This is a genomic window from Streptomyces sp. NEAU-YJ-81, assembly GCF_017592595.1.
GTDB classification, from domain to species: domain Bacteria; phylum Actinomycetota; class Actinomycetes; order Streptomycetales; family Streptomycetaceae; genus Streptomyces; species Streptomyces hygroscopicus_B.
The window spans coordinates 1-22,216 of record NZ_JAGFNO010000068.1; the positions used below are offsets into that span (position 1 = coordinate 1).

Sequence of the window (22,216 nt, forward strand, 5' to 3'; positions counted from 1 at the left end):
CAACGCCGCGTCGAACAACGCCGGATGCAGACCGAACTGACCCGCCCGCTCCCGCTCTCCCTCCGGCAGCTCGACCTCCGCGAACACCTCACCATCACGCCGCCACGCACGCTTCAACCCCTGGAAAGCCGGCCCATACTCCAGCCCGTTCTCCGCGGCCCGCACATACTCACCCGACACATCAACCGACTCGGCCCCCACCGGAGGCCACACACCAAAGTCGAACCGGGCCTCGGAGCTGGGCGCGGCCGAACCCAGCAGACCATGGGCATGCCGCACCCATGTGGCGCCCTCACCGTCCGCTTCCTCCCGCGAGAAGACACTCACCTCACGGAAGCCGGAAGCATCCGCCTGGCCGACTTCGACCTGAAGGCGTACCCCGCCCTTCTCAGGCACGATCAGCGGCGCTTCCAGGATCAGTTCCTCGACCCGGCCACAGCCGACCTGATCGCCCGCCTGGAGCGCCAACTCCATGAACGCCGTCCCCGGCAGCAACATCACTCCGTGTACGGCGTGATCCGCCAGCCACCCATGTGTGGCCAAGGACAGCCGCCCGCTCAGCAGCACCCCACCACCGCTGGCCAACGACACCACCGCACCCAGCAACGGATGCCCCAGCGAACCCAACCCCACCGAACCCACATCGCCCACCCCCGCAGGCGCATCAAGCCAGAAGCGCTCCCGCTGGAAGGCATACGTCGGCAATTCAACGCGGCGGGCACCGTGGCCGGCGAACACCTTCCGCCAATCGACGCCGACCCCGCTGACATAGAGCTCGGCGGCAGAGGTCAGGAACCGCTCAGGACTACCCTCGTCCCGCCGCAGCGTGCCGACGACCACCGCCTGGGCCTCAGCGGCCTCCAAGGTCTGCTGCACCGGCAGGGCCAACACCGGATGCGGGCTCACCTCGATGAACACGGTGTGGCCGTCATCCAGCAGCGTGCGAGTCGTGGACTCCAGCTCGACCGTCTGCCGCAGGTTCCGGTACCAGTACTCCGCGTCCAGACCGACGGTGTCCACCAGTTCACCGGACACCGTCGAGTAGAACGGCACCTCCGACGAACGTGGCGCGATACCCGCCAGAACCTTCAGCAGCTCCTCGCGGATCCCCTCCACATGTACCGAGTGCGACGCGTAATCCACCGGAACCCGGCGAACCCGCACCTCCTCACCCTCAAGCTCCGCGACCATCTCATCCAGCGCACCAGGATCACCCGACACCACGACCGAACCCGGGCCGTTAACCGCCGCCACCGAGATCGCGCCGCCCCACCGGGCGAGACGCTTCTCCACCTGATCGACCGGCAGCGCGACCGACACCATGCCACCACGCCCCGCAAGACCCACCGCGATCGCCTGCGACCGCAACGCCACCACCTTCGCGGCATCCTCAAGCGACAACGCACCCGCCACACACGCCGCGGCGATCTCACCCTGGCTATGCCCCATCACCGCATCCGGCTCCACACCCACCGAACGCCACAACTTCGCCAACGACACCATCACCGCGAACAACACCGGCTGCACCACATCCACCCGATCAAAACCAGGCGCACCCTCGGCACCGCGCAGCACCTCGGTCAACGACCAATCCACGTAAGCGGACAGGGCCGTCTCGCACTCGCCGATCGCCTCGGCGAACACCGGCGAGGACTCCAGCAGCCCCACGGCCATGCCGACCCACTGCGCCCCCTGGCCAGGGAAGACGAACACCGAACGGCCCGGTGCCTCGACGGCGCCCGCGCGGACCACACCCGGTGCCTTGGCACCCTGAGCCAACGCTCCCAGGCGCTCGAGGAGTTCCTCCCGGCCGGTCCCGGTCACCGCGGCCCGGTACTGGAACGCGGACCTGGTCGTCGCAAGGGAGCGCGCCACATCGGCGGCGCCCAGCTCCGGACGCTCCGCCACGAACTCCCGCAACCGCCCGGCCTGCGCCCGCAACGCGGCGTCACTCTGACCCGACACCACCCACGCCACCGGACCCGCGACACCACCACCGGCAGACTCCTCGGCAACCTCCGCCTCGACCTCCGGAGCCTGCTCCAGGATCACATGCGCGTTCGTCCCGCTCACACCGAACGACGACACACCAACCCTGCGCGGTTCCCCCGTCTCCGGCCACACCCGCGCCTCGGTCAACAACTCGACCGCACCCGCCGACCACTCCACATGCTCCGACGGAGCATCGACATGCAGCGTCTTCGGCAGCACGCCATGCCGCATCGCCTGCACCATCTTCATGACGCCACCCACGCCGGCGGCCGCCTGGGTGTGCCCCATGTTCGACTTCAACGACCCCAGCCACAGCGGCCGGTCCGCCCCACGGCGCTCCTTGCCGTAGGTGGCCAGCAGAGCCTGCGCCTCAATCGGGTCACCCAGCGTCGTACCCGTACCGTGTGCCTCCACCGCGTCCACATCGGCCGCCGACAGGCCCGCGTTCCGCAGTGCGTCGCGGATCACCCGCTGCTGCGAGGGACCGTTCGGCGCAGTCAACCGGCTGCTCGCCCCGTCCTGGTTCACGGCGACACCCCGTACCACCGCCAGTACCTGGTGTCCGTTGCGCCGCGCGTCCGACAGCCGCTCCAGGAGCAGCATCCCCACGCCCTCGGCCCAGCCCGTGCCGTCCGCCTCGTTCGAGAACGGCTTGCACCGGCCGTCGGCAGAAAGTCCCCGCTGACGGCTGAACTCGATGAACGCCTGTGGCGTCGCCATCATGGACACGCCACCGGCGAGCGCCAGCGAGCAGTCGCCCTTGCGGAGCGCCTGCACGGCCAGGTGCAGCGCCACGAGCGACGACGAGCACGCCGTGTCCACGGTCACCGCGGGGCCCTCGAAGCCGAAGGTGTAGGAGATGCGACCGGACGCGACGCTTCCGGCGCTGCCGTTGCCCAGGTGGCCTTCGAAACCCTCCGGTATCGACTGGATACGAGAACCGTAGTCGTTGTAAAGCACACCGACGAACACGCCGGTGCGGCTGGAGCGCACGGACGCCGGGTCGATGCCCGCCCGCTCCAGCGCCTCCCACGAGGTCTCCAGCAGCAGCCGCTGCTGCGGATCGGTCGCCACCGCCTCGCGCGGGCTCATGCCGAAGAACGCGGCGTCGAAGCCGCTCGCGTCGTACAGGAACCCACCCTCACGGGTGTAGCTCTTGCCCGGCTTCTCCGGGTCCGGGTCGTACAGGTCCTCGTCCCATCCCCGGTCCACGGGGAAGGTGGAGATGGCATCAGTGCCCGAGGCGACCAGGTCCCACAGGTCTTCCGGCGACTCCACCCCACCGGGATACCGGCACCCCATGCCGACGATCGCGATGGGTTCCGTGTCCCTGTCCTTGAGTTCCCGCAGCTCCTGACGAGTCTCGTGCAGACTGGCCGTCGCGCGCTTGAGGTAATCGCGCAGTTTGGTGTCGCTCACTGCCTCTTGTCACTCCTCTGAGAACCCCAAGACCGGGGGTTGAAAGCCTTCAGCCGGTAACTTCCAGGGACGGGGTACGTGTCGGTCACGACGTTCCGAGCTCCTCGTCGAGGAAGTCGAAGATCTCGTCGTCGGTCGCCGACTCGAACTTCTCGGCAGCAGCGACCCCACCGTTCGTCGTCTGTGTCTGCTGCGCTGCGGTCAGCTTCGCCAGCACCTGCTGCAAGCGTGTTGTGAGGCGTGTCCTCGCGGCTTCGTCCGCCACCACCTCGGCAAAGGAGCTCTCCAGCTTCTCCAGCTCCGACAGGACCGGCAGCACCACCAATGCTTCCGGCTCCTCCTCGACGAGTTCTTCCGCCAGATACCCGGCCAGCGCCTTGGACGTCGTGTAGTCGAACAGCAGGGTGGCGGGCAGCCGAAGGCCGGTCACCGTGCCCAGCCGGTTGCGCAGTCCGACCGCGGTCAGCGAGTCGAAGCCGAGATCGAGGAATCCGCGGTCGGGGGCGATCATGCGAGCGTCGTCGTGGCCCAGCGCCATGGCCGCGTGCTCGGCCACCAGTTCCAGGAGCGCCTTCTGCCGCGCCGCGGGCTTCATCGAGCCGATACGGCGACGCAGGTCGGCGGGGTCGGCGCCGGAACCGCCCGTGGACGTCTTCGCGGGGCCGCGCCGAGCCGTGGCCCGGATGATGCCTCGCAGCAGGACCGGGATCGGCCCGTCCTGGGCTCGCCACGCCGAGGCGTCGAGCCGTGCCGGGACCAGGATGGCCGCGTCGATGCCGCAAGCGGCGTCGAACAGGGCCAGGGCCTCCTCGGAGGCCATCGGGGTCACTCCGTCCCGGGCGATGCGCCGCGTATCGGCCTCGTCCAGCTTGCCCGTCATGCCGCTGCGCTGCTCCCACAGCCCCCAGGCCTGTGACTGGGCGGGAAGGCCCTCGGCCCGGCGCCGGTGCGCGAACGCGTCCAGGAAGGCGTTGGCGGCGGCGTAGTTGGCCTGGCCCGGACCGCCGAGCATCCCGGATAGCGAGGAGAAGAGCACGAACGCGGACAGGTCGAGGCCGGCGGTCAGCTCGTGCAGGTTGAGCACCGCGTCGACCTTGGGCCGCAGCACACGGTCGACGCGCTCGGGAGTGAGTGCCTCGACGACGCCGTCGTCCAGCACACCGGCGGTGTGAATCACGGCGGTGAGCGGGTGCTCAGCAGGCAGGGAGGCCAGAAGCGCGGCGAGGGAGTCGCGGTCGGCGACATCACATGCCACGGCCTCCGCCTCGGCACCCAGCCCGGCCAGCTCCGCCACCAACTCCGCCGCACCCGGCGCCTCCACGCCACGACGACTCGTCAGCACCAGACGCTCAACCTTGTGCTCCACCACCAGATGACGGGCCAACAGCGCGCCCAGACCACCCGTACCACCCGTGATCAGCACCGTCCCCGGGCCATCGAGCGTCCTCGGGATGGTCAGCGCCACCTTGCCGGTGTGCCGGGCCTGGCTGATGAAGCGGAATGCCTCGGGCGCCCTGCGCACATCCCAGGTGCGCACCGGCAGGGGCCGCAGCACCCCGCCCTCGAACAGCGAGATCAGCTCGCCCCACATCTCCTGGATGCGATCGGGTCCCGCCTCCATGAGATCGAACGCCTGGTAGGAGACCCCGCCGTATTCGGCGGCCACCTCCTCCGGCACCCTGACGTCGGTCTTGCCCATCTCCAGGAACCGACCACCGCGCGGCAGCAGGCGCAGACCCGCGTCCACGAACTCCCGCGCCAGCGCGTCGAGCACCACGTCCATGCCGCGCCCGCCGGTCACATCGAGGAAGCGCCTCTCGAAGTCCAGCGTCCGCGACGACGCGATGTGCTCGTCGTCCAGACCCAGCGACCGCAGAGTGTCCCACTTGCCCTCACTCGCCGTGCCGAAGACCTCGGCGCCGAGGTGCCGCGCCAACTGCAGCGTGGCCATGCCCACACCACCGGCCGCCGAATGCACCAGCACCGACTGGCCGGCCTGGAGACCGCCCAGGTCCACCATGGCGTAATAGGCCGTCAGGAACACGATGGGCGTGGAGGCCGCCTGCTCGAACGTCCAGTCCTCCGGGACCCGGGCGACGACACGCCGGTCGGTGATGGCGACCGGGCCGAACGACCCGCTGAAGATGCCCATCACCTTGTCGCCCAGCGCCAGGTCCTTGACCGCGGAGCCGACCTCGGTCACCACACCGGCGCCCTCGCCACCGAGCGGCCCGGCCTCCCCGGGGTACATCCCCAGGGCGTTGAGCACATCGCGGAAGTTCAGGCCCGCCGCGCGCATCTCGACCCTGATCTCGTTCTCGCCCAGGGCTTCGGTGGCATCGGGGCAGGGCAGCAGCGCCAGATTCTCCAAGATCCCCTTGGCGTGCATGTCCAGGCGCCATTCGCGCACTCCCGCGGGCGGCAGCAGTGCGGTGCCCGAGGAGACCCGGGCCATCCGCTGGCCGAGCACCGTGCCCTCGCGGACCACGGCCTGCGGCTCGTCGGCGGCGAGCACCGCCGGAAGGATCCGGCGTGAGTCTTCCTGGCCGTCCAGGTCGACCAGGACGAACCGGTCGGGGTTCTCGGTCTGAGCCGAGCGCACCAGGCCCCAGACGGCCGCGCCGGCGGGGTCGGCCACATCGGCATCGTCGCCCGCGGCGATGGCCCCCCGGGTGAGGAACACCAGGCGGGAAGCGCCGAAGCGGTCGTCGACCAGCCAGCTCTTGAGCAGGCCGAGGGCGTAGTGGCTGACTTCCCGTACCGCCTCCGCCAGGTGCTGCGTCCGGCGGCTACGGGACACGGTGGAGGCCAGGACGACTTCGGGCGCGGTCGCGCCGCCGCCGATGGCCTCGGCCAGGGCCGCGAGGTCCGGGTAGGTGTCCACGGTGACACCGGCCGATCCGAGGACGCCGGTCACCTCAGCCTGGTCGGGCCCGACGAGCGCCCAGCGCCCGGCCGCCCCGCCGCTCGTCTCCGGGGCGCGGGACATGTCCAGGGGCACCAATTCGAGCTGGTACAGCGACTCGTACGGCTGGGCGGAGTTCACCTGCTCCGGGGCCACGGGCCGCAGCACGAGGGAGTCGACCGAGGCGACGAGTGCGCCGGAGGTGTCGGTGGCGTGCAGGGAGACCGCGTCCCCGCCTCCGCTCGCAAGCCGTACGCGCAGCGCGGACGCACCACCGGTGTGGAGGGTCACCCCGTTCCACGAGAACGGAAGGGCGCTGCCATCGGTGCCGGACGACTTGAACGCGACGGTGTGCAGCGAGGCGTCGAGCAGCGCCGGGTGCAGGCCGTACCGCGCGGCCTCGGTCTCCTGCGTCTCGGGCAGGTCGACCTCAGCGAAGATCTCGTCGCCACGGCGCCAGGCGGCTCGCAGCCCCTGGAAGGCCGGGCCGTAGGCGAAGCCGATATCGATGAACTGGTCGTAGAGGTCGGCCACGTCGATCGGCTTCGCCTCCGCGGGCGGCCACACGGCGAAGTCGGCGGCCACGGACTCCGGTGCCGTGGTGGACGGGTCCCTGGTGAGCAGGCCGGTCGCGTGGCGTGTCCAGGGGCCGTCCGGCTGGACGTCCTCGGGCCTGGAGTGCAGGTTGAGCGAACGGGCTCCGGACTCGTCCGGCTCGCCCACGGTGAGCTGGATCTGGACCGCGCCCCGTTCGGGCAGGATCAGCGGCATCTCGATGGTCAGCTCGTCCAGCCGCTCGTAGCCCACCTGCTCCGCCGCGCGCAGGGCCAGTTCCACGAAGGCCGTGCCGGGGAAGAGAACGGTGTCCGCGAAGGCGTGGTCGGCCAGCCACGGCTGAGTGGCGACGGACAGACGGCCGGTGAACAGGTAGGAGTCGGTGTCGGCGAGGGCGACGGCGGCGCCGAGGAGCGGATGGTCCGGCGAGTGCAGCCCCGCCGAGGTCACATCCCCGCCGGCGGCCGGCGCCGTCTCCAGCCAGTAGCGCTGCCGCTGGAAGGCGTAGGTGGGCAGCTCCACCCGCTGGGCGCCACGCCCGGCGAACACCGCGTCCCACTTCACCGTGGTGCCGTGGACGTGGAGTTCGGCCAGCGCCATGGTCAGCGACTGGATCTCGGGCCGGTCCTTGCGCAGCACGGACACGAGGGAGGGAGCGAGCCCGCCATCGGACTCCCCAGCCGTCAGGCAGTCCTGCGCCATCGCGGTGAGCACCCCGTCCGGGCCCACCTCCACGAACGACGTCACGCCCAGCTTCTCCAGGGTCCGTACCCCGTCCGCGAACCGCACCGCCTCCCGCACATGCCGCACCCAGTACTCCGGCGAGCACACCTCATCCGTCTCCGCCGATGTGCCGGTGACGTTGGAGACCAGGGAGAGGGTCGGCGGAGCGAACGACAAGCCCTCGACGACCTTACGGAAGTCGCCGAGCACCCCGTCCATGCGCGGGGAGTGGAAGGCGTGGCTGACCCGCAGGCGACGCGTCTTGCGGCCCTCTCGCTCCCACTGTCCGGCGATCTCCAGCACCGCGGCCTCATCGCCCGCGATGACCACGGCCGTCGGGCCGTTGATGGCGGCGATGCTCACCTCGGCCTCACGACCGGCCAGCGACGCGGCGATCTCCTCCTCGGGCGCCTGGACGGCCACCATCGCGCCGCCCTCGGGCATGGACTGCATCAGCCGGCCACGGGCCGCCACCAGCGCGCACGCGTCCTCCAGCGAGAACACCCCCGCCACATGCGCGGCGGCGATCTCACCGATGGAGTGGCCGATCAGCACATCCGGGGTGATGCCCCAGTGCTCCAGCAGCCGGAACAGCGCCACCTCGATGGCGAACAGCGCGGGCTGGGTGAACGCCGTCTGGTTCAGCAGGTCGGCATCCGCGCTGCCTTCGGCCGCGAACATCACCTCGGTGAGGGGGCGGTCGAGCAGCACATCGAGATGCGCGCACACCTCGTCCAACGCCTGGGCGAACACCGGGAAGGCGTCGTACAGCTCCCGTCCCATGCCCAGACGCTGCGCACCCTGGCCCGAGAACAGGAACGCCGTCTTGTGCTCGGCCCGTGCCACGCCCTGGATCAGCGTGGCCGCGTTCCTGCCCTCCGCCAGCGCGTCGAGTCCGGACCGGAACTGCGCCGGTTCCTCGGCGACCACAACCGCGCGGTAGGGCAGGGCGGAACGGGTCGTCGCCAGCGAGTAGCCGATATCGGCGAGGTCATCGGCGTGCGCGGTACGCACACCGTCGAACTCGCGCAGTCGCCCGGCCTGAGCGCTCAGCGCGTCAGGGCTGCCGCCGGAGAGCAGCCACGGAACCACCGCGATGCCGGCCGGTGAACCGGTGGCCTCGCCGCCCGTCTCCGGCGACGGCGACTCGACGGCGTCGGCCGCCTCGATGATCGTGTGCGCGTTGGTGCCACTGATCCCGAAGGACGACACGGCCGCCCGGCGCGGGCGGTCCGTCTCCGGCCACGGGGTCGGCTCGCGCAGCAGGGACACGGCGCCGCTGGTCCAGTCGACGTGCGGTGAGGGCTCGTCCGCGTGGAGCGTCTTCGGCAGCACGCCCTCCCGCATGGCCATCACCATCTTGATGACCCCGGCCACGCCCGCGGCCGCCTGCGTGTGCCCGATGTTCGACTTGATGGACCCGAGCCACAGCGGCTCACTCTCCGGCCGCTCCCGGCCGTAGGTGGCCAGCAGCGCCTGCGCCTCGATCGGGTCACCGAGCGAGGTGCCCGTGCCGTGGGCTTCCACCGCGTCCACATCGGCGGACGACAGACCGGCGTTCTCCAGAGCCCGGCCGATCACCCGCTGCTGCGACGGGCCGTTGGGCGCCGTCAGACCGTTGGACGCACCGTCCTGGTTGATCGCCGAACCCCGGACGACGGCCAGCACCTGGTGGCCCTTGCGCCGTGCGTCCGACAGCCGCTCCACCAGCAGCAGGCCCACGCCCTCGGACCAGCCCGTGCCATCCGCCTCGGCGGAGAACGCCTTGCACCGCCCATCCGGCGACAGCACGCGCTGGGCGCTGAACTCGACGAACGTGCCCGGCGTGGCCATGATCGTCACACCGCCGGCCAGCGCCATGTCGCACTCGCCCTGGCGCAGCGACTGGCAAGCCAGGTGCAGGGCGACCAGCGACGACGAGCACGCGGTGTCCACCGTCATGGCCGGGCCCTCGAAGCCGAAGGTGTAAGAGAGGCGGCCGGAGGCGACGCTCGACGCGCTGCCGAGTCCGAGATAGGCCTGCACGCCGTCCGGCACGCTGATGGGCCGGCCGCTGTAGTCCTGGTAGTTCGAGCCGATGAAGACGCCCGCCTGGCTGCCACGCAACGCCGCCGGGTCGATGCCGGCGCGCTCGAACGCCTCCCAGGACGTCTCCAGCAGCAGCCGCTGCTGGGGGTCCATGGCCAGGGCCTCACGCCGCGAGATGCCGAAGAAGTCCGGGTCGAAGTCGGAGACGTTGTCGAGGAATCCGCCGGTGCTGGCGTAGGTCGTGCCCGGCCTGTCCGGGTCGGGGTCGTACAGCCCCTCGAGGTCCCAGCCACGGTCGTCGGGGAACCCGGAGATCGTGTCGACTCCGGCGTTCACCACGTCCCACAGCTGCTCCGGGGTCCGCACACCGCCCGGGAACCGGCAGCTCATCGCCACGATCGCGATGGGCTCATCGAGCGAGTCCGATCGGGTCGGCGCCGTCTCGGCGGCGCCGCCTTCCTCGGTGCCGAACATCTCGCCGTTCAGGAACCGTGCCAGCACCGTGGGCGTGGGGTAGTCGAAGACCAGGCTGACCGGCAGCCGCAGCCCGGTCGCCGTGCCGATCCGGTTGCGCAGTTCAACGGCGGTCAGCGAGTCGAAGCCGAGATCGCGGAAGGCTCGGTCCGACGCGACCGCGTCCGCGCTGTCGTGAGCGAGGACATCGGCGGCCTGGGCACGCACCAGATCCCGCAGCGCCCCTTCGCGCTTCTCCCGGGGCATGGCTTCCAGCCGGTCGTGAAGTTCTGCCCGCCCGGGGACGGCACTGCCCGCCGTGGGCTGCTTCTCCGTGGTCGCGCTCTGCGCGCTGCGCAACTGGCGGAAGAGGGGAGCGTCGGGGGAGTCTGCCTCGAGGCGCGTCCAGTCGATGTCCGCGACCGCGAGGAACGTCTCGTCGTGGTCCAGGGCCTGCTGCAGCGCCGAAATCGCCAGCTCGGGGGACATGGCCAGAATCCCCGACCGGCTCATCTGCTCGCCGACCTCATCCGTGACGAGGCCGCCTCCGGCCCAGGCGCCCCAGGCGATGGACGTGGCCGGAAGGCCATCCGCGCGCCGCTGCGAAGCCAGCGCGTCGAGATAGGCGTTACCCGCCGCGTAGCTCCCCTGCCCCGGACCGCCCAATGTGGCCGCCGCCGAGGAGAACAGCACGAACGCCGAGAGATCCATCCCCGCGGTCAGCTCATGCAGATTCCGGGTCGCGTCCACCTTCGGACGCAGCACCCCGGCCGCCCGACGCACCGTGAGGGCGTCCACCACACCGTCGTCCAGCACACCAGCCGTATGCACCACGGCCGTCAGCGGGAACTCCCGCGGAATCGCGTCCAGCACCGCGGCCAGCGCCGCACGGTCCGCGGCGTCACACGCCGCCACCGTCACCCGGGCACCGAGCTCCTCCAGCTCCGCCTTCAACTCGGCGGCGCCCTCGGCCTCCATACCACTACGGCTCGTCAGCACCAGATGTGCGGCACCCGTACGCGCCAGCCAGCGGGACACATGGCCACCCAGCGCACCCGTACCACCGGTCACCAGCACCGAACCACTCGGCCGCCAGCCATCCGCGGTCGTGGCATCAGGCGCGGAGGCCCGCACCAGCCGCTTGGCGAAGACGCCGGACCCGCGCACCGCGACCTGGTCCTCGGTCTCCGCGGCGGTCAGCACTCCGGCCAGACGGGTCATCGCGCGGTCGTCCATGGTCTCGGGCAGGTCCACGACGCCGCCCCAGCGCTGGGGGTACTCCGCCTCCAGGATCCGGCCCAGGCCCCACACCATCGACTGCACCGGGCTCACCAGCCGGTCGGAACGCCCCACCGACACCGCACCCCGGGTGCCGCACCACAGCGGAGCCACCACATCCGCATCGCCCAGCGCCTGAACCAGGCCCACCGTCGCCGCCAGCCCGGCCGGGACCACCTCGAAGGACTCATGTGCCGACTCGTCCAGCCCCAGCAGCGAGAACACACCCGTCACGCCCGACGGCTCCACCGCTGCGCCATCGAGGGCCACGCGCAGCCGCTCCGTAATCACCTCACGGTCATCCGCCGCCCCGACGGCTACGCGAACCACATGCGCACCGCGCCCGGCCATCCCGTCCAGCACGGTGGCGACCAATACATCGTCACCACGGCCTTCCGGAAAGGCCACGAGCCAGGTGCCCGAGAGCGTGGTCTCGGACGCGGATGCCAGGGGCTTCCAGACCGCCTGGTAACGCCAGCCGTCCACCGTGTTCTGCTCACGCCGCTGACGGCGCCAGGACGACAGCGCCGGAAGCAACGCCGTCAACGACGACTGCTGCTCCTCGTCCGCCACCTCCAACGTCCGTGTCAGCGCCTCCAGGTCCTCGCGCTCCACCGCCTCCCAGAAGCGCGCGTCCACCGCATCCGCGCTCAAGCCGTTACCGGCAGCCGCCTCGACAACCGGGTTGGCGTCCAGCCAGTAGCGCTGGTGCTGGAAGGCGTAGGTGGGCAGGTCGACGGGGTGCGCACCGGTTCCGGCCAACACCGTCCGCCAGTCCACGGCGATACCGCCGACGTGGGCCTCGGCCAGGGAGGTCAGGAACCTTTCCGGGCCGCCTTCGTCGCGGCGCAGCGAGCCGACGGCCGCCACGGGGGTGCCGTGGTCCTCGGCCGTCTGCTCGATGCCCATGGTCAGCACCGGATGCGCGCTGGCCTCCACGAACGTCTGGAAGCCCTCCTCGAGAAGCACCCGCACGGTCTCGTCGAAACGCACGGTCCCGCGCAGATTGCGGTACCAGTAGCCGGCGTCCAGCTCCGTGGTGTCCAGCACCCCGCCGGTCACCGTCGAGTAGAACGGCACCGACGAGGAGCGCGGGGCGATTCCCGCGAGGGTCTGCTGAAGCTCGCCCTCGATGGCCTCGACATGGGCGCAGTGCGAGGCGTAGTCCACGGGGATCCGGCGGGCCCGGATCTCTTCCGCCTCGCAGGCCGCCAGCAGCTCCTCCAGCGCGTCGACGTCACCGGAGACCACGACCGCCGAGGGCCCGTTCACCGCCGCCACCGACAGCCGCTCACCCCACGTCGCGAGCCGCTCCCGCAACGCCTCCACGGGCAGCGAGACCGACACCATGCCACCGCGCCCGGACAGCGCCCGGATCGCCTGACTCCGCAGAGCCACCACCTTCGCGGCGTCCTCCAGCGACAACGCGCCCGCCACACACGCCGCCGCGATCTCACCCTGCGAATGGCCGATGACCGCCGCGGGCTCCACGCCGTACGAACGCCACAACTCCGCCAGCGACACCATCACCGCGAACAGGACGGGCTGGACCACATCCACCCGCTCCAACGCGGCCGCGGCACCTTCCCGGCCGCGCAACACCTCCACCAGCGACCAGTCCACATGCGGCGCCAGGGCCGCCGCGCACTCCTCGATCCGCCGGGCGAACACCGGCGAGGAATCCAGCAGCCCCGCCGCCATCCCCACCCACTGCGACCCCTGACCGGGGAAGACGAACGCAACCCCGGCACTGCGCTTGGCAACGCCTTCGACCAGCCCGGAGCCGCCCCGGCCCGCGAGGTGATCAGTCAGCGCCCGTACGGCCTCCGCACGATCGGAGGCCAGCACGACCGAACGGTGCTCGAAGGCGGTCCGCGTCGTGGCGAGGGAGAATCCGATGTCCTCGGCCGCGACCTCCGGGTGCCGCTCCACGTGCTCCAGCAGCCGCCTGGCCTGGGCGCGCAGCGCCGCCTCGGACTTGCTCGACAGCAGCCAGGGGACGAGCGGCAACGCCGTCCGGGGCGCCTCCGCCTCCTCCGCCACGCCCGCGTCAGAAGCGGTGTCGGCAGCGGCCGACGACGGCGCCTGCTCGATGATGGCGTGGGCGTTGGTGCCGCTGATGCCGAACGAGGACACACCGGCCCGGCGCGGCTCCTCACCCTCGGGCCACGCGGTGGCCTCGGCGAGGAGTTCGACAGTGCCCGTCGCCCAGTCCACGTGCGGGGACGGCTCCTCGATGTGCAAGGTGGGCGGCAGCATGCCGTGCCGCATCGCCAGCACCATCTTCATCACACCCGCCACACCGGCGGCAGCCTGCGTATGACCGATGTTCGACTTTACCGACCCCAGCCGCAGCGGATCATCCGCCGTACGCTCACGGCCGTACGTGGCCAGCAGCGCCTGCGCCTCGATCGGATCACCCAGCGACGTCCCCGTCCCATGCGCCTCCACCGCATCGACCTGCCCGGCCGTGAGCCCGGCGTTGGCCAGCGCCTGACGGATCACCCGCTGCTGCGACGGCCCATTGGGAGCGGACAGCGCACTGCTCGCACCGTCCTGATTGATCGCCGTACCCCGCACCACCGCCAACACACGATGCCCATTGCGCTGCGCATCGGACAGCCGCTCCAGGAACAGCATGCCCACACCCTCAGCAGGCCCGAAACCGTCCGCCCCCGCCGCGAACGGCTTGCACCGCCCATCCGCCGCAAGCCCACGTTGACGGCTGAAACCAACAAACGTGCCAGGCGTGGCCATGATGGTGACACCACCGGCCAGAGCCAGGGAACACTCACCCTGACGCAGCGCCTGCACCGCCAGATGCAGAGCCACCAGCGACGAGGAACACGCGGTGTCCACCGTGACGGCCGGGCCCTCCAGACCCAGGGTGTAGGCCACCCGCCCGGACACGACACTGATGGCGCTGCCGGTCACCAGATGACCCTCGAAACCATCGGGGGCCTCGTGCACGCGCGGCCCGTAGTCAGGGGCCACCGCCCCGACAAAGACCCCGGACCGACTGCCCCGGAGCGAAGCCGGATCAATACCCGCCCCCTCAATCGCCTCCCACGAAGTCTCCAGCAACAACCGCTGCTGGGGATCCATCGCCAGCGCCTCACGCGGCGAGATCCCGAAGAAATCGGCGTCGAAGTCGCCGACGTCGTGCAGGAACCCACCCTCACGCGCATACGAGGTACCCGACCGATCAGGGTCCGCGTCATAGAGCGAGTCGAGGTCCCAGCCGCGGTCCTCGGGAAACGGTGTGATGGCGTCCTCGGCCCCGCTCAGCAGCCGCCAGAACTCCTCGGGGGTGCCCACCCCACCGGGGAAGCGGCAGCTCATCCCGACGATCGCGATCGGCTCCCGGGCCGCCGACTCCACATCCTGCAGACGCTGCCGCGCCTGGTGCAGATCAGCCGTCACCCGCCGGAGGTAGGCCAGCAGCTTTTCTTGTTCCGACATCAGAACCTCTCGGGGTCAGCGCTTCGGGAGCGGGTGATCGGCGGGCAGGCGTGGCTTCGTGGATGTGCCGTGGTGGCGGCCGCTGGTCGGATCACGACGTCCCGAACTCCTCGTCGATGAAGGCGAAGAGTTCGTCGGCCGCCGCCGTCTCCAGGTGGTCGGCGACACCGTCCGCGTCGCCGGAGCCGTTGGTCGCTCCGCCGGCCTGGCCGTCCGGCACCGGGCCGCCACGGCCGCCGTCCCACTGGGACAGCAGGCGCTTCAGTCGGTCGGCCACCATCGCACGGGTGGTGTCGTCGGCCGAGGTGTCCGTGCCGAGCAACGCGGCTTCCAGCCGGTCGAGTTCGGCAGCCACATCGGGCGCGTCGTCCGCCGCCACGGGGGCGATCTCCGCACCCAGGTGTCCGGCCAACGCTGCGGGCGTCGGGTAATCGAAGATGAGCGTGGCGGGCAGGCGTAGCCCGCTGGCCGCGTTCAGCCGGTTACGCAGCTCGACCGCGGTGAGCGAGTCAAAGCCCAACTCCAGGAAGCCACGATCGGTGTCCACCGCGGACGCCGTCCCATGACCGAGCACCGTGGCAGCGTGCTCCTGGACCAGACGCAGCAGCATCCGCCGCCGCTCCCCCTGGCCAAGCCCGGCCAGCCGCCGCGCCAACGACGCCTCCTGCGAACCAGCCTCTTCCTGGACCGAGGCACGCCGGGGTGTAACGGACCGTCGTACGAGTCCATTCAGCAACGGGGGCATGGGCGAGGTATCGGCGGTGGCCGCCAACTGGCCGAGGTCGAGCCGGGCGGGCACCACCACACCCTCGGCCAGCCGACCCGCCGTGTCGAACAGCCGCAACCCCTCCTCGGAGGAGAACGGCACCAGTCCGCCCCGCGTCATCCGCGAGATGTCCGCCTGATCGAGATGTCCGGTCATCCCGGAGCGCTCAGCCCACAGACCCCAGGCAAGCGACACTCCCGGCAGGCCCATCGCCCGGCGCCGCTGAGCCAGCCCGTCCAGGAACGTATTGGCGGCAGCGTAGTTCGCCTGCCCCGCGGCCCCCAACACACCGGCGGCCGACGAGAACAGGGCGAACATGGCCACATCGAAACGGCGCGTCAGCTCGTGCAGGTTCCACGCCCCGTCGACCTTCGCCCGCAACACCGCGTCCAGCCGCTCCGGCGTCAGCGACGTCACCGTGCCGTCATCCAGAAGACCCGCGGCATGAACCACACCGGTCAGACCGTGTCCGTCGGGGAGGTCGGCCAGCAGATCGGCCAGCGCGTCGCGGTCGGCGACATCGCAGGCGGCGATCGTGACCGAGGCACCCAGGGCCGTCAGCTCCGCCTCGAGCTCTGTCAGGCTCTCGGCCGCGCGGCCACGACGGCTGACCAGCAGCAGCCGGCGCATACCGTGCTCCGCCACCAGATGCCGGGCGACCAGACCACCCAGAACACCACCGGCACCGGTGATCAGTACCGTCCCCTCCGGATCCAGCGCGGCCGGAACACTCAGCACCAGCTTGCCCACATGACGCGCCTGGCTCATGAACCGGAACACCTCAGGAGCCCTGCGCACATCCCACACCCGTGCGGGCAACGGCTCCAGCCCACCGCCCTCGAACAGAGCCACGATCTCGGCGAGCATCTCCCCGATGCGCACCGGACCCGCCTCGGCCAGGTCGAACGCCCGGTACATCACCCCCGGATGCGCCGCGGCAACCTCATCGGCCGACCGCACATCCGTCTTGCCCATCTCGATGAACCGCCCGCCCTCACCCAGCAGCCGCAGCGACGCGTCCACGAACTCACCGGCCAGGGAGTCCAGAACCACATCCACACCACGACCCCCCGAGGCGGCCCTGAACCGCTCCTCGAACTCCAGCGTCCGCGACGACGCGATATGCGCATCGTCCAGCCCGAGGCCGCGCAGGACATCCCACTTGGCCTCGCTCGCGGTCGCGAACACCTCCACGCCCCAGGCCCGCGCCAACTGCACCGCCGCCATCCCCACACCACCGGCGGCCGAATGCACCAGCAGCGACTCACCACGCCGCAGGCCCGCCAGCTCCCGCAGGCCGTACAAAGCCGTTCCGAAGACGACGGGGATGGGCGCGGCCTCGGTGTAGGACCAGCCGTCCGGGATCCGCACCAGGCTGCGGTGGTCCGCCACGGTCAACGGCCCGAATCCGCCGTTCCACAGCCCCATGACCCGGTCGCCGACGGCGAGGGAGGTCACACCGGGACCGGTGGCCACGACCACACCGGCCCCCTCGCTCCCCATCATGGCCCCCGGGTCCGGATACATGTTCAGGGAGATCAGGACATCGCGGAAGTTCATGCCCGCGGCGCGCACGGCGACCCGGACCTCGTGTTCGCCGAGCTCCCGGGTGGTGTCCGTAGCCGTGGCCAGGGTCAGCTCCAGCGTGCCCGCTCCGGACGCCTCCAGCCGCCACGCCTCGATGCCATCGGGTGGCGTCAGCACGCCCCTCGCGGCGCCGGGCGCCAGACGCGGCACCAGTATCTCGGCGCCGCGCACCGCGAGCTGCTGTTCACCGGTGGACACCGCCTGGTGCACCACGGCGAGCGATGTCTCGGCGCCGTCCACGTCCAGCAGGACGAATCGGTCCGGATGCTCGGCCTGCGCCGACCGCACCAGCCCCCATACCGGGGCCGCCGCAAGGTCACGCGGGTCCGCACCGTCCTCGGTCGCCATCGCACCCCGGGTGACGAACACCAGCCGCGCCCCGGCGAACCGGTCCTCCGCCAGCCATGCCCGCACCATCTCCAGGGCCCGGTGGGCCACGGCCCTGGTCGCCGGTACGACGTCCTCGCCAGGTTCGGAGGCCACCGTGACGAACACCAGGTCCGGCATGGGAGCGCCCGATCCCACATGTGCCGCCAGAACGGCAAGGTCGGCATGTTCCTCCACCGACCCATCGGCCGTCTTCAACGCCCTGCCCAGGCCGAAGACGTCCGGTCCGGCCACGGCGCACCGGTCGGTGGCGGAGGTCGGGTCGGTGGCGGGCGCCACGACCCACTCCACCCGGTACAGCGACTCGCCGTCGTCGGCGGACGACGCGAGCTGTGCTTCCGAGACCGGCCGGGTGACCAGCGCCTCCGCCGTGGCAACCGGCGTTCCGGCCGCGTCGGCCACCAGCACGGACATCCCTTCGGCGCCCGTGCGGGCCAGCCGCACCCGCAGGGAGGTCGCGCCGGTGGCATACAGCGACACACCGCTCCACACGAACGGCAGCTGGATCCCGCCCGTGCTCCCGTCCCCCTCCTCCCTCTCCTCGGCTATGCACACCAGCCAGGCGTGCAGCGCCGCGTCGAGCAGCGCGGGGTGCAGCCCGAACCGGGCCGCCTCCGCCCGCGACTCCTCCGGCAGCGCCACCTCTGCGAAGACCTCGTCGCCCTTGCGCCAGACGGCGCGCAGCCCTCGGAACACCGGTCCGTACGCCAGCCCGGTGGCCGCCACATCCTCGTAGAAGCCCTCGGTCCCGACCGCCTCCGCCCCCGCCGGCGGCCATGCCTCCAGGCCCACCGGGCCAGTCGTCCCGCCAATGGCGGCGGACGCCGCTGTCAGCATGCCCTTCGCGTGGCACGTCCACGACGCGTCCGGGCCATCGTCACGGCGGGAATACACGCTGAACTCACGCTGCCCGTCCGGCTCGGGCCCGCCCACGACCAACTGCACCTGGACCGCCCCCTCATCGGGCAGCACCAAAGGCGCCTGCAGCGTCAGCTCCTCCAAGCGATCGCAACCGACCGCGTCACCGGCCCGCGACGCCAACTCGACAAACGCCGTACCGGGCAGGATGACCCGGCCCAGCACCGCGTGGTCGGCAAGCCAGGGATGCGTACGCAGCGACAGCCGGCCGGTCAGCAGGAAACCGTCGGAGTCGGGCAGCGGCACGGCAGCCCCCAGCAACGGATGCCCGGCCGAGTCCATGCCCACCGACGCCACATCACCAGCGGCGCCGATGGCGTCGGGCTCCAGCCAGAAGCGCGTGCGCTGGAAGGCATACGTCGGCAGATCCACCCGCTCCGCACCCGTCCCGGCGAACACCCCCGGCCAGTCGACGGACACACCGCCCACATACGCCTGGGCCACAGACGTCAGAAAACGCTCCAGGCCGCCTTCCTCACGGCGCAGCGAACCCACGGCGGTGACGTGAGTGGCGTGGTCCTCTGCCGTCTGCTCCACACCCATGGTGAGCACCGGATGGGCACTGGCCTCGATGAACACCTGGAAACCGTCGGCCAGCAGAACCCGGACGGTCTCGTCGAAACGGACCGTCTGACGCAGATTCCGGTACCAGTACGCGGCGTCCAGACCGACCGTATCCAGCACCCCGCCGGTCACCGTCGAATAGAACGGCACCGACGACGAGCGCGGGGCGATTCCCGCGAGGATCTGCTGAAGCTCGTCCTCGATGGCCTCGACGTGAGCGCAGTGGGAGGCGTAATCCACCGGCACACGACGCGCCCGGATCCCCTCCGCATCGCACACCGCCAGCAGCTCCTCCAACGCGTCGACGTCACCGGAGACCACGACCGCCGAGGGCCCGTTCACCGCCGCCACCGACAACCGCTCACCCCACGCCCCGAGCCGCTCCCGCACCGAGTCGACGGAGAGCGACACCGACACCATGCCCCCGCGCCCGGACAGCGCCCGGATCGCCTGGCTGCGCAACGCCACCACCTTCGCGGCGTCCTCCAGCGACAACGCACCCGCCACACACGCCGCCGCGATCTCACCTTGCGAATGGCCAATGACAGCCGCGGGCTCCACCCCATACGAGCGCCACAGCTCAGCCAACGACACCATCACCGCCCACAACACGGGCTGCACCACATCGACCCGCTCCAACGCCTCCGCGGTGCCCTCCCCACCCCGCAGCACATCCGCAAGCGGCCAGTCCACGAACGGCGCCAGCGCGGCCGCGCACTCACCGATGCGCTCCGCGAACACCGGCGAAGACTCCAGCAACTCCGCCGCCATCCCCACCCACTGCGACCCCTGACCAGGGAAGACAAGCACTGCCTGGTCCCGGGCCGCCGCCATCCCCCGTACCACACCAGGCGACACATTCCCCTCGGCCAACGCGCCCAGGCCGTTGATGAGGCCGTCCCCGTCGCCCGCCAGCACCACCGCACGGTGCTCGAACACACTGCGCGTGGTCGCCAACGACAGCCCGACATCGGCGGGCGAGACCTCTCGGCGCTCGCGCACATGCGCCAGCAGCCGCTCCGCCTGCGCCTCCACCGCGGTCTCCGACCGCCCGGAGATCACCCACGGCGTGATCTCCGGCAGTTCCCCGACCGGGGCGTCGTCATCGGCGGCAGGGCTGAGAGCGTCGTCGAGCGGGGCCTGTTCCAACACCGCGTGGGCATTGCTGCCACTCATCCCGAAGGAGGAGACCGCCGCGCGCCGCGGCCGTCCCGTCTCCGGCCAGGGCATACCGTCCGTCAGCAGGCGCACTCCACCCGCGGACCAGTCCACATGCGCCGACGGCTCATCGATGTGCAGCGTCTTCGGCAGCGCGCCATGCCGCATCGCCATCACCATCTTGATGACACCAGCCACACCGGCCGCCGCCTGCGCATGGCCGATGTTCGACTTCACCGAGCCGAGCCACACTGCCTGGTCCGCGGGCCGGTCCTGGCCGTAGGTGGCCAGCAGAGCCTGCGCCTCAATGGGATCGCCCAGCTGGGTGCCGGTGCCATGTGCCTCGACCGCGTCCACCTCGGCCGCCGACAGCCCGGCGTTCGCCAGCGCCGCGCGGATCACCCGCTGCTGAGACGGGCCGTTCGGGGCGGTCAGGCCGTTCGACGCACCATCCTGGTTGGTCGCCGAACCCCGGACGAGGGCCAGCACTTCGTGCCCGTTGCGCCTCGCGTCCGACAGCCGCTCCACCAGCAGCAGCCCGACGCCCTCGGCGAATCCGAAGCCGTCGGCGCGATTGCTGAACGCCTTGCACTTGCCATCCTCGGACAGCGCGCGCTGACGGCTGAAATCCACCAGCGCGATCGGTGTGGACATCACCGTCGCACCACCGGTCAGCGCCATGTCGCACTCGCCCTGGCGCAGCGCCTGGACCGCCAGGTGCAGCGCGACCAGCGACGACGAGCACGCGGTGTCCACCGTCACAGCAGGCCCCTCAAGGCCGAACGTGTAGGAGATCCGGCCCGAGGCCACGCTGGCCGCGCTGCCCATGCCGAGGTAGCCCTCAAAGCCTTCGGGGGCGTTCCCTTCCAGACGGCTGCCGTAGTCGTTGTACATCACGCCGACGAAGACGCCGGTCCGGCTTCCCTTCGCCGCCTCGGGAGCGATGCCGGCCCGCTCGAACGCCTCCCACGACGTCTCCAGCAGCAGCCGCTGCTGCGGATCCATCGACAGCGCCTCACGCGGCGAGATCCCGAAGAACTCCGGGTCGAATTCATCCGCCTCGTAGAGGAAGCCACCGTTGCGGACGTAGTACGTGCCCTCACGCGAGGGGTCCGGGTCGTACGTGGACTCGAGGTCCCAGCCACGGTTGGACGGGAGCGACGACGTGGCATCGGTGCCCGCCATCACCAGCTGCCACAACTCCTCGGGCGTCCGCACCGCACCGGGGAAGCGGCAACTCATGGCCACGATCGCGATCGGCTCGTCGTCCTTGCGCCACGCGGCCCCGAAGGACCCGCCCGCCGGTGCCGCGATGGCCCTGTCCTGGGAGCCGAGGATCTCCGAGCGCAGATGGCCCGCCAGTACCGTCGGGTTCGGGTAGTCGAAAACGAGTGTCGCCGGGAGGCGCAGACCCGTTTCCGCGCTCAGACGGGCCCGCAAGTCCACGGCGGTGAGCGAGTCGAAGCCCAGGTCCTTGAAGGGGCGTCCCACCTCCACAGTGTCAGATTTGGCGTGTCCCAAGACGGCGGCCACGTGGACACGGATCAGCTCTTCGAGCAGGAACTGTTCCTGATCCGCCTCGGACATGCTGACCAGTCGCCGCCGTAGGCGGGCGGCAACCTCATCCGCGTCCGCCTCTCCGGCGCCCGCGACACGCCGGACGGGCATCCCCGGCACGGCGTTGCGGAAGATGGCGGGAAGCTCGGCGCCCTGCGCGCGCAGCGCCGGGATGTCCAGCCGGAAGAGAACGGGCACCACCACGTCCGAGACCAGAGCGGCGTCGAACAGCTCAACCCCCTCGTCCGTGGCCAGCGGCATCACACCCGAGCGGGATATCCGCCGGATGTCATCCTCGCTGAGGTGTCCGGTCATGCCGCTGGCCTCGGCCCACAGACCCCACGCCATCGACACACCCGGCAGCCCCCGGGTCCGGCGCCAGGACGCCAGCCCGTCCAGGAACACATTCGCCGCCGCGTAGTTGCTCTGCCCCGCGCCACCCAGCACACCAGTAGCCGACGAGA

The 22,216-nt window shown here is 70.9% G+C and carries 3 protein-coding genes; all 3 read right to left on the reverse strand.

All coding sequences use genetic code 11. The annotated features are described in order from the left end of the window. Window positions 1-3,411 (reverse strand): type I polyketide synthase (locus J5X86_RS48830; RefSeq protein ID WP_208523032.1); only part of this gene is annotated, 3,411 nt, incomplete at its 3' end. An 85-nt stretch (window positions 3,412-3,496) separates the two neighbouring features. Next, window positions 3,497-14,815, reverse strand: coding sequence for a type I polyketide synthase (locus J5X86_RS48835; RefSeq protein ID WP_208523033.1), 11,319 nt, complete (start codon window positions 14,813-14,815; stop codon window positions 3,497-3,499). Between the two features lie 91 nt (window positions 14,816-14,906). Then, window positions 14,907-22,216, reverse strand: a 7,310-nt coding sequence (locus J5X86_RS48840; RefSeq protein WP_208523034.1) for a type I polyketide synthase, incomplete at its 5' end; no start/stop codon positions are given.

Coding starts and splice junctions, on each gene's coding strand:
- J5X86_RS48835 (WP_208523033.1), bottom strand. CDS start 14,815: ATGTCGGAACAAGAAAAGCTGCTGGCCTACCTCCGGCGGGTGACGGCT.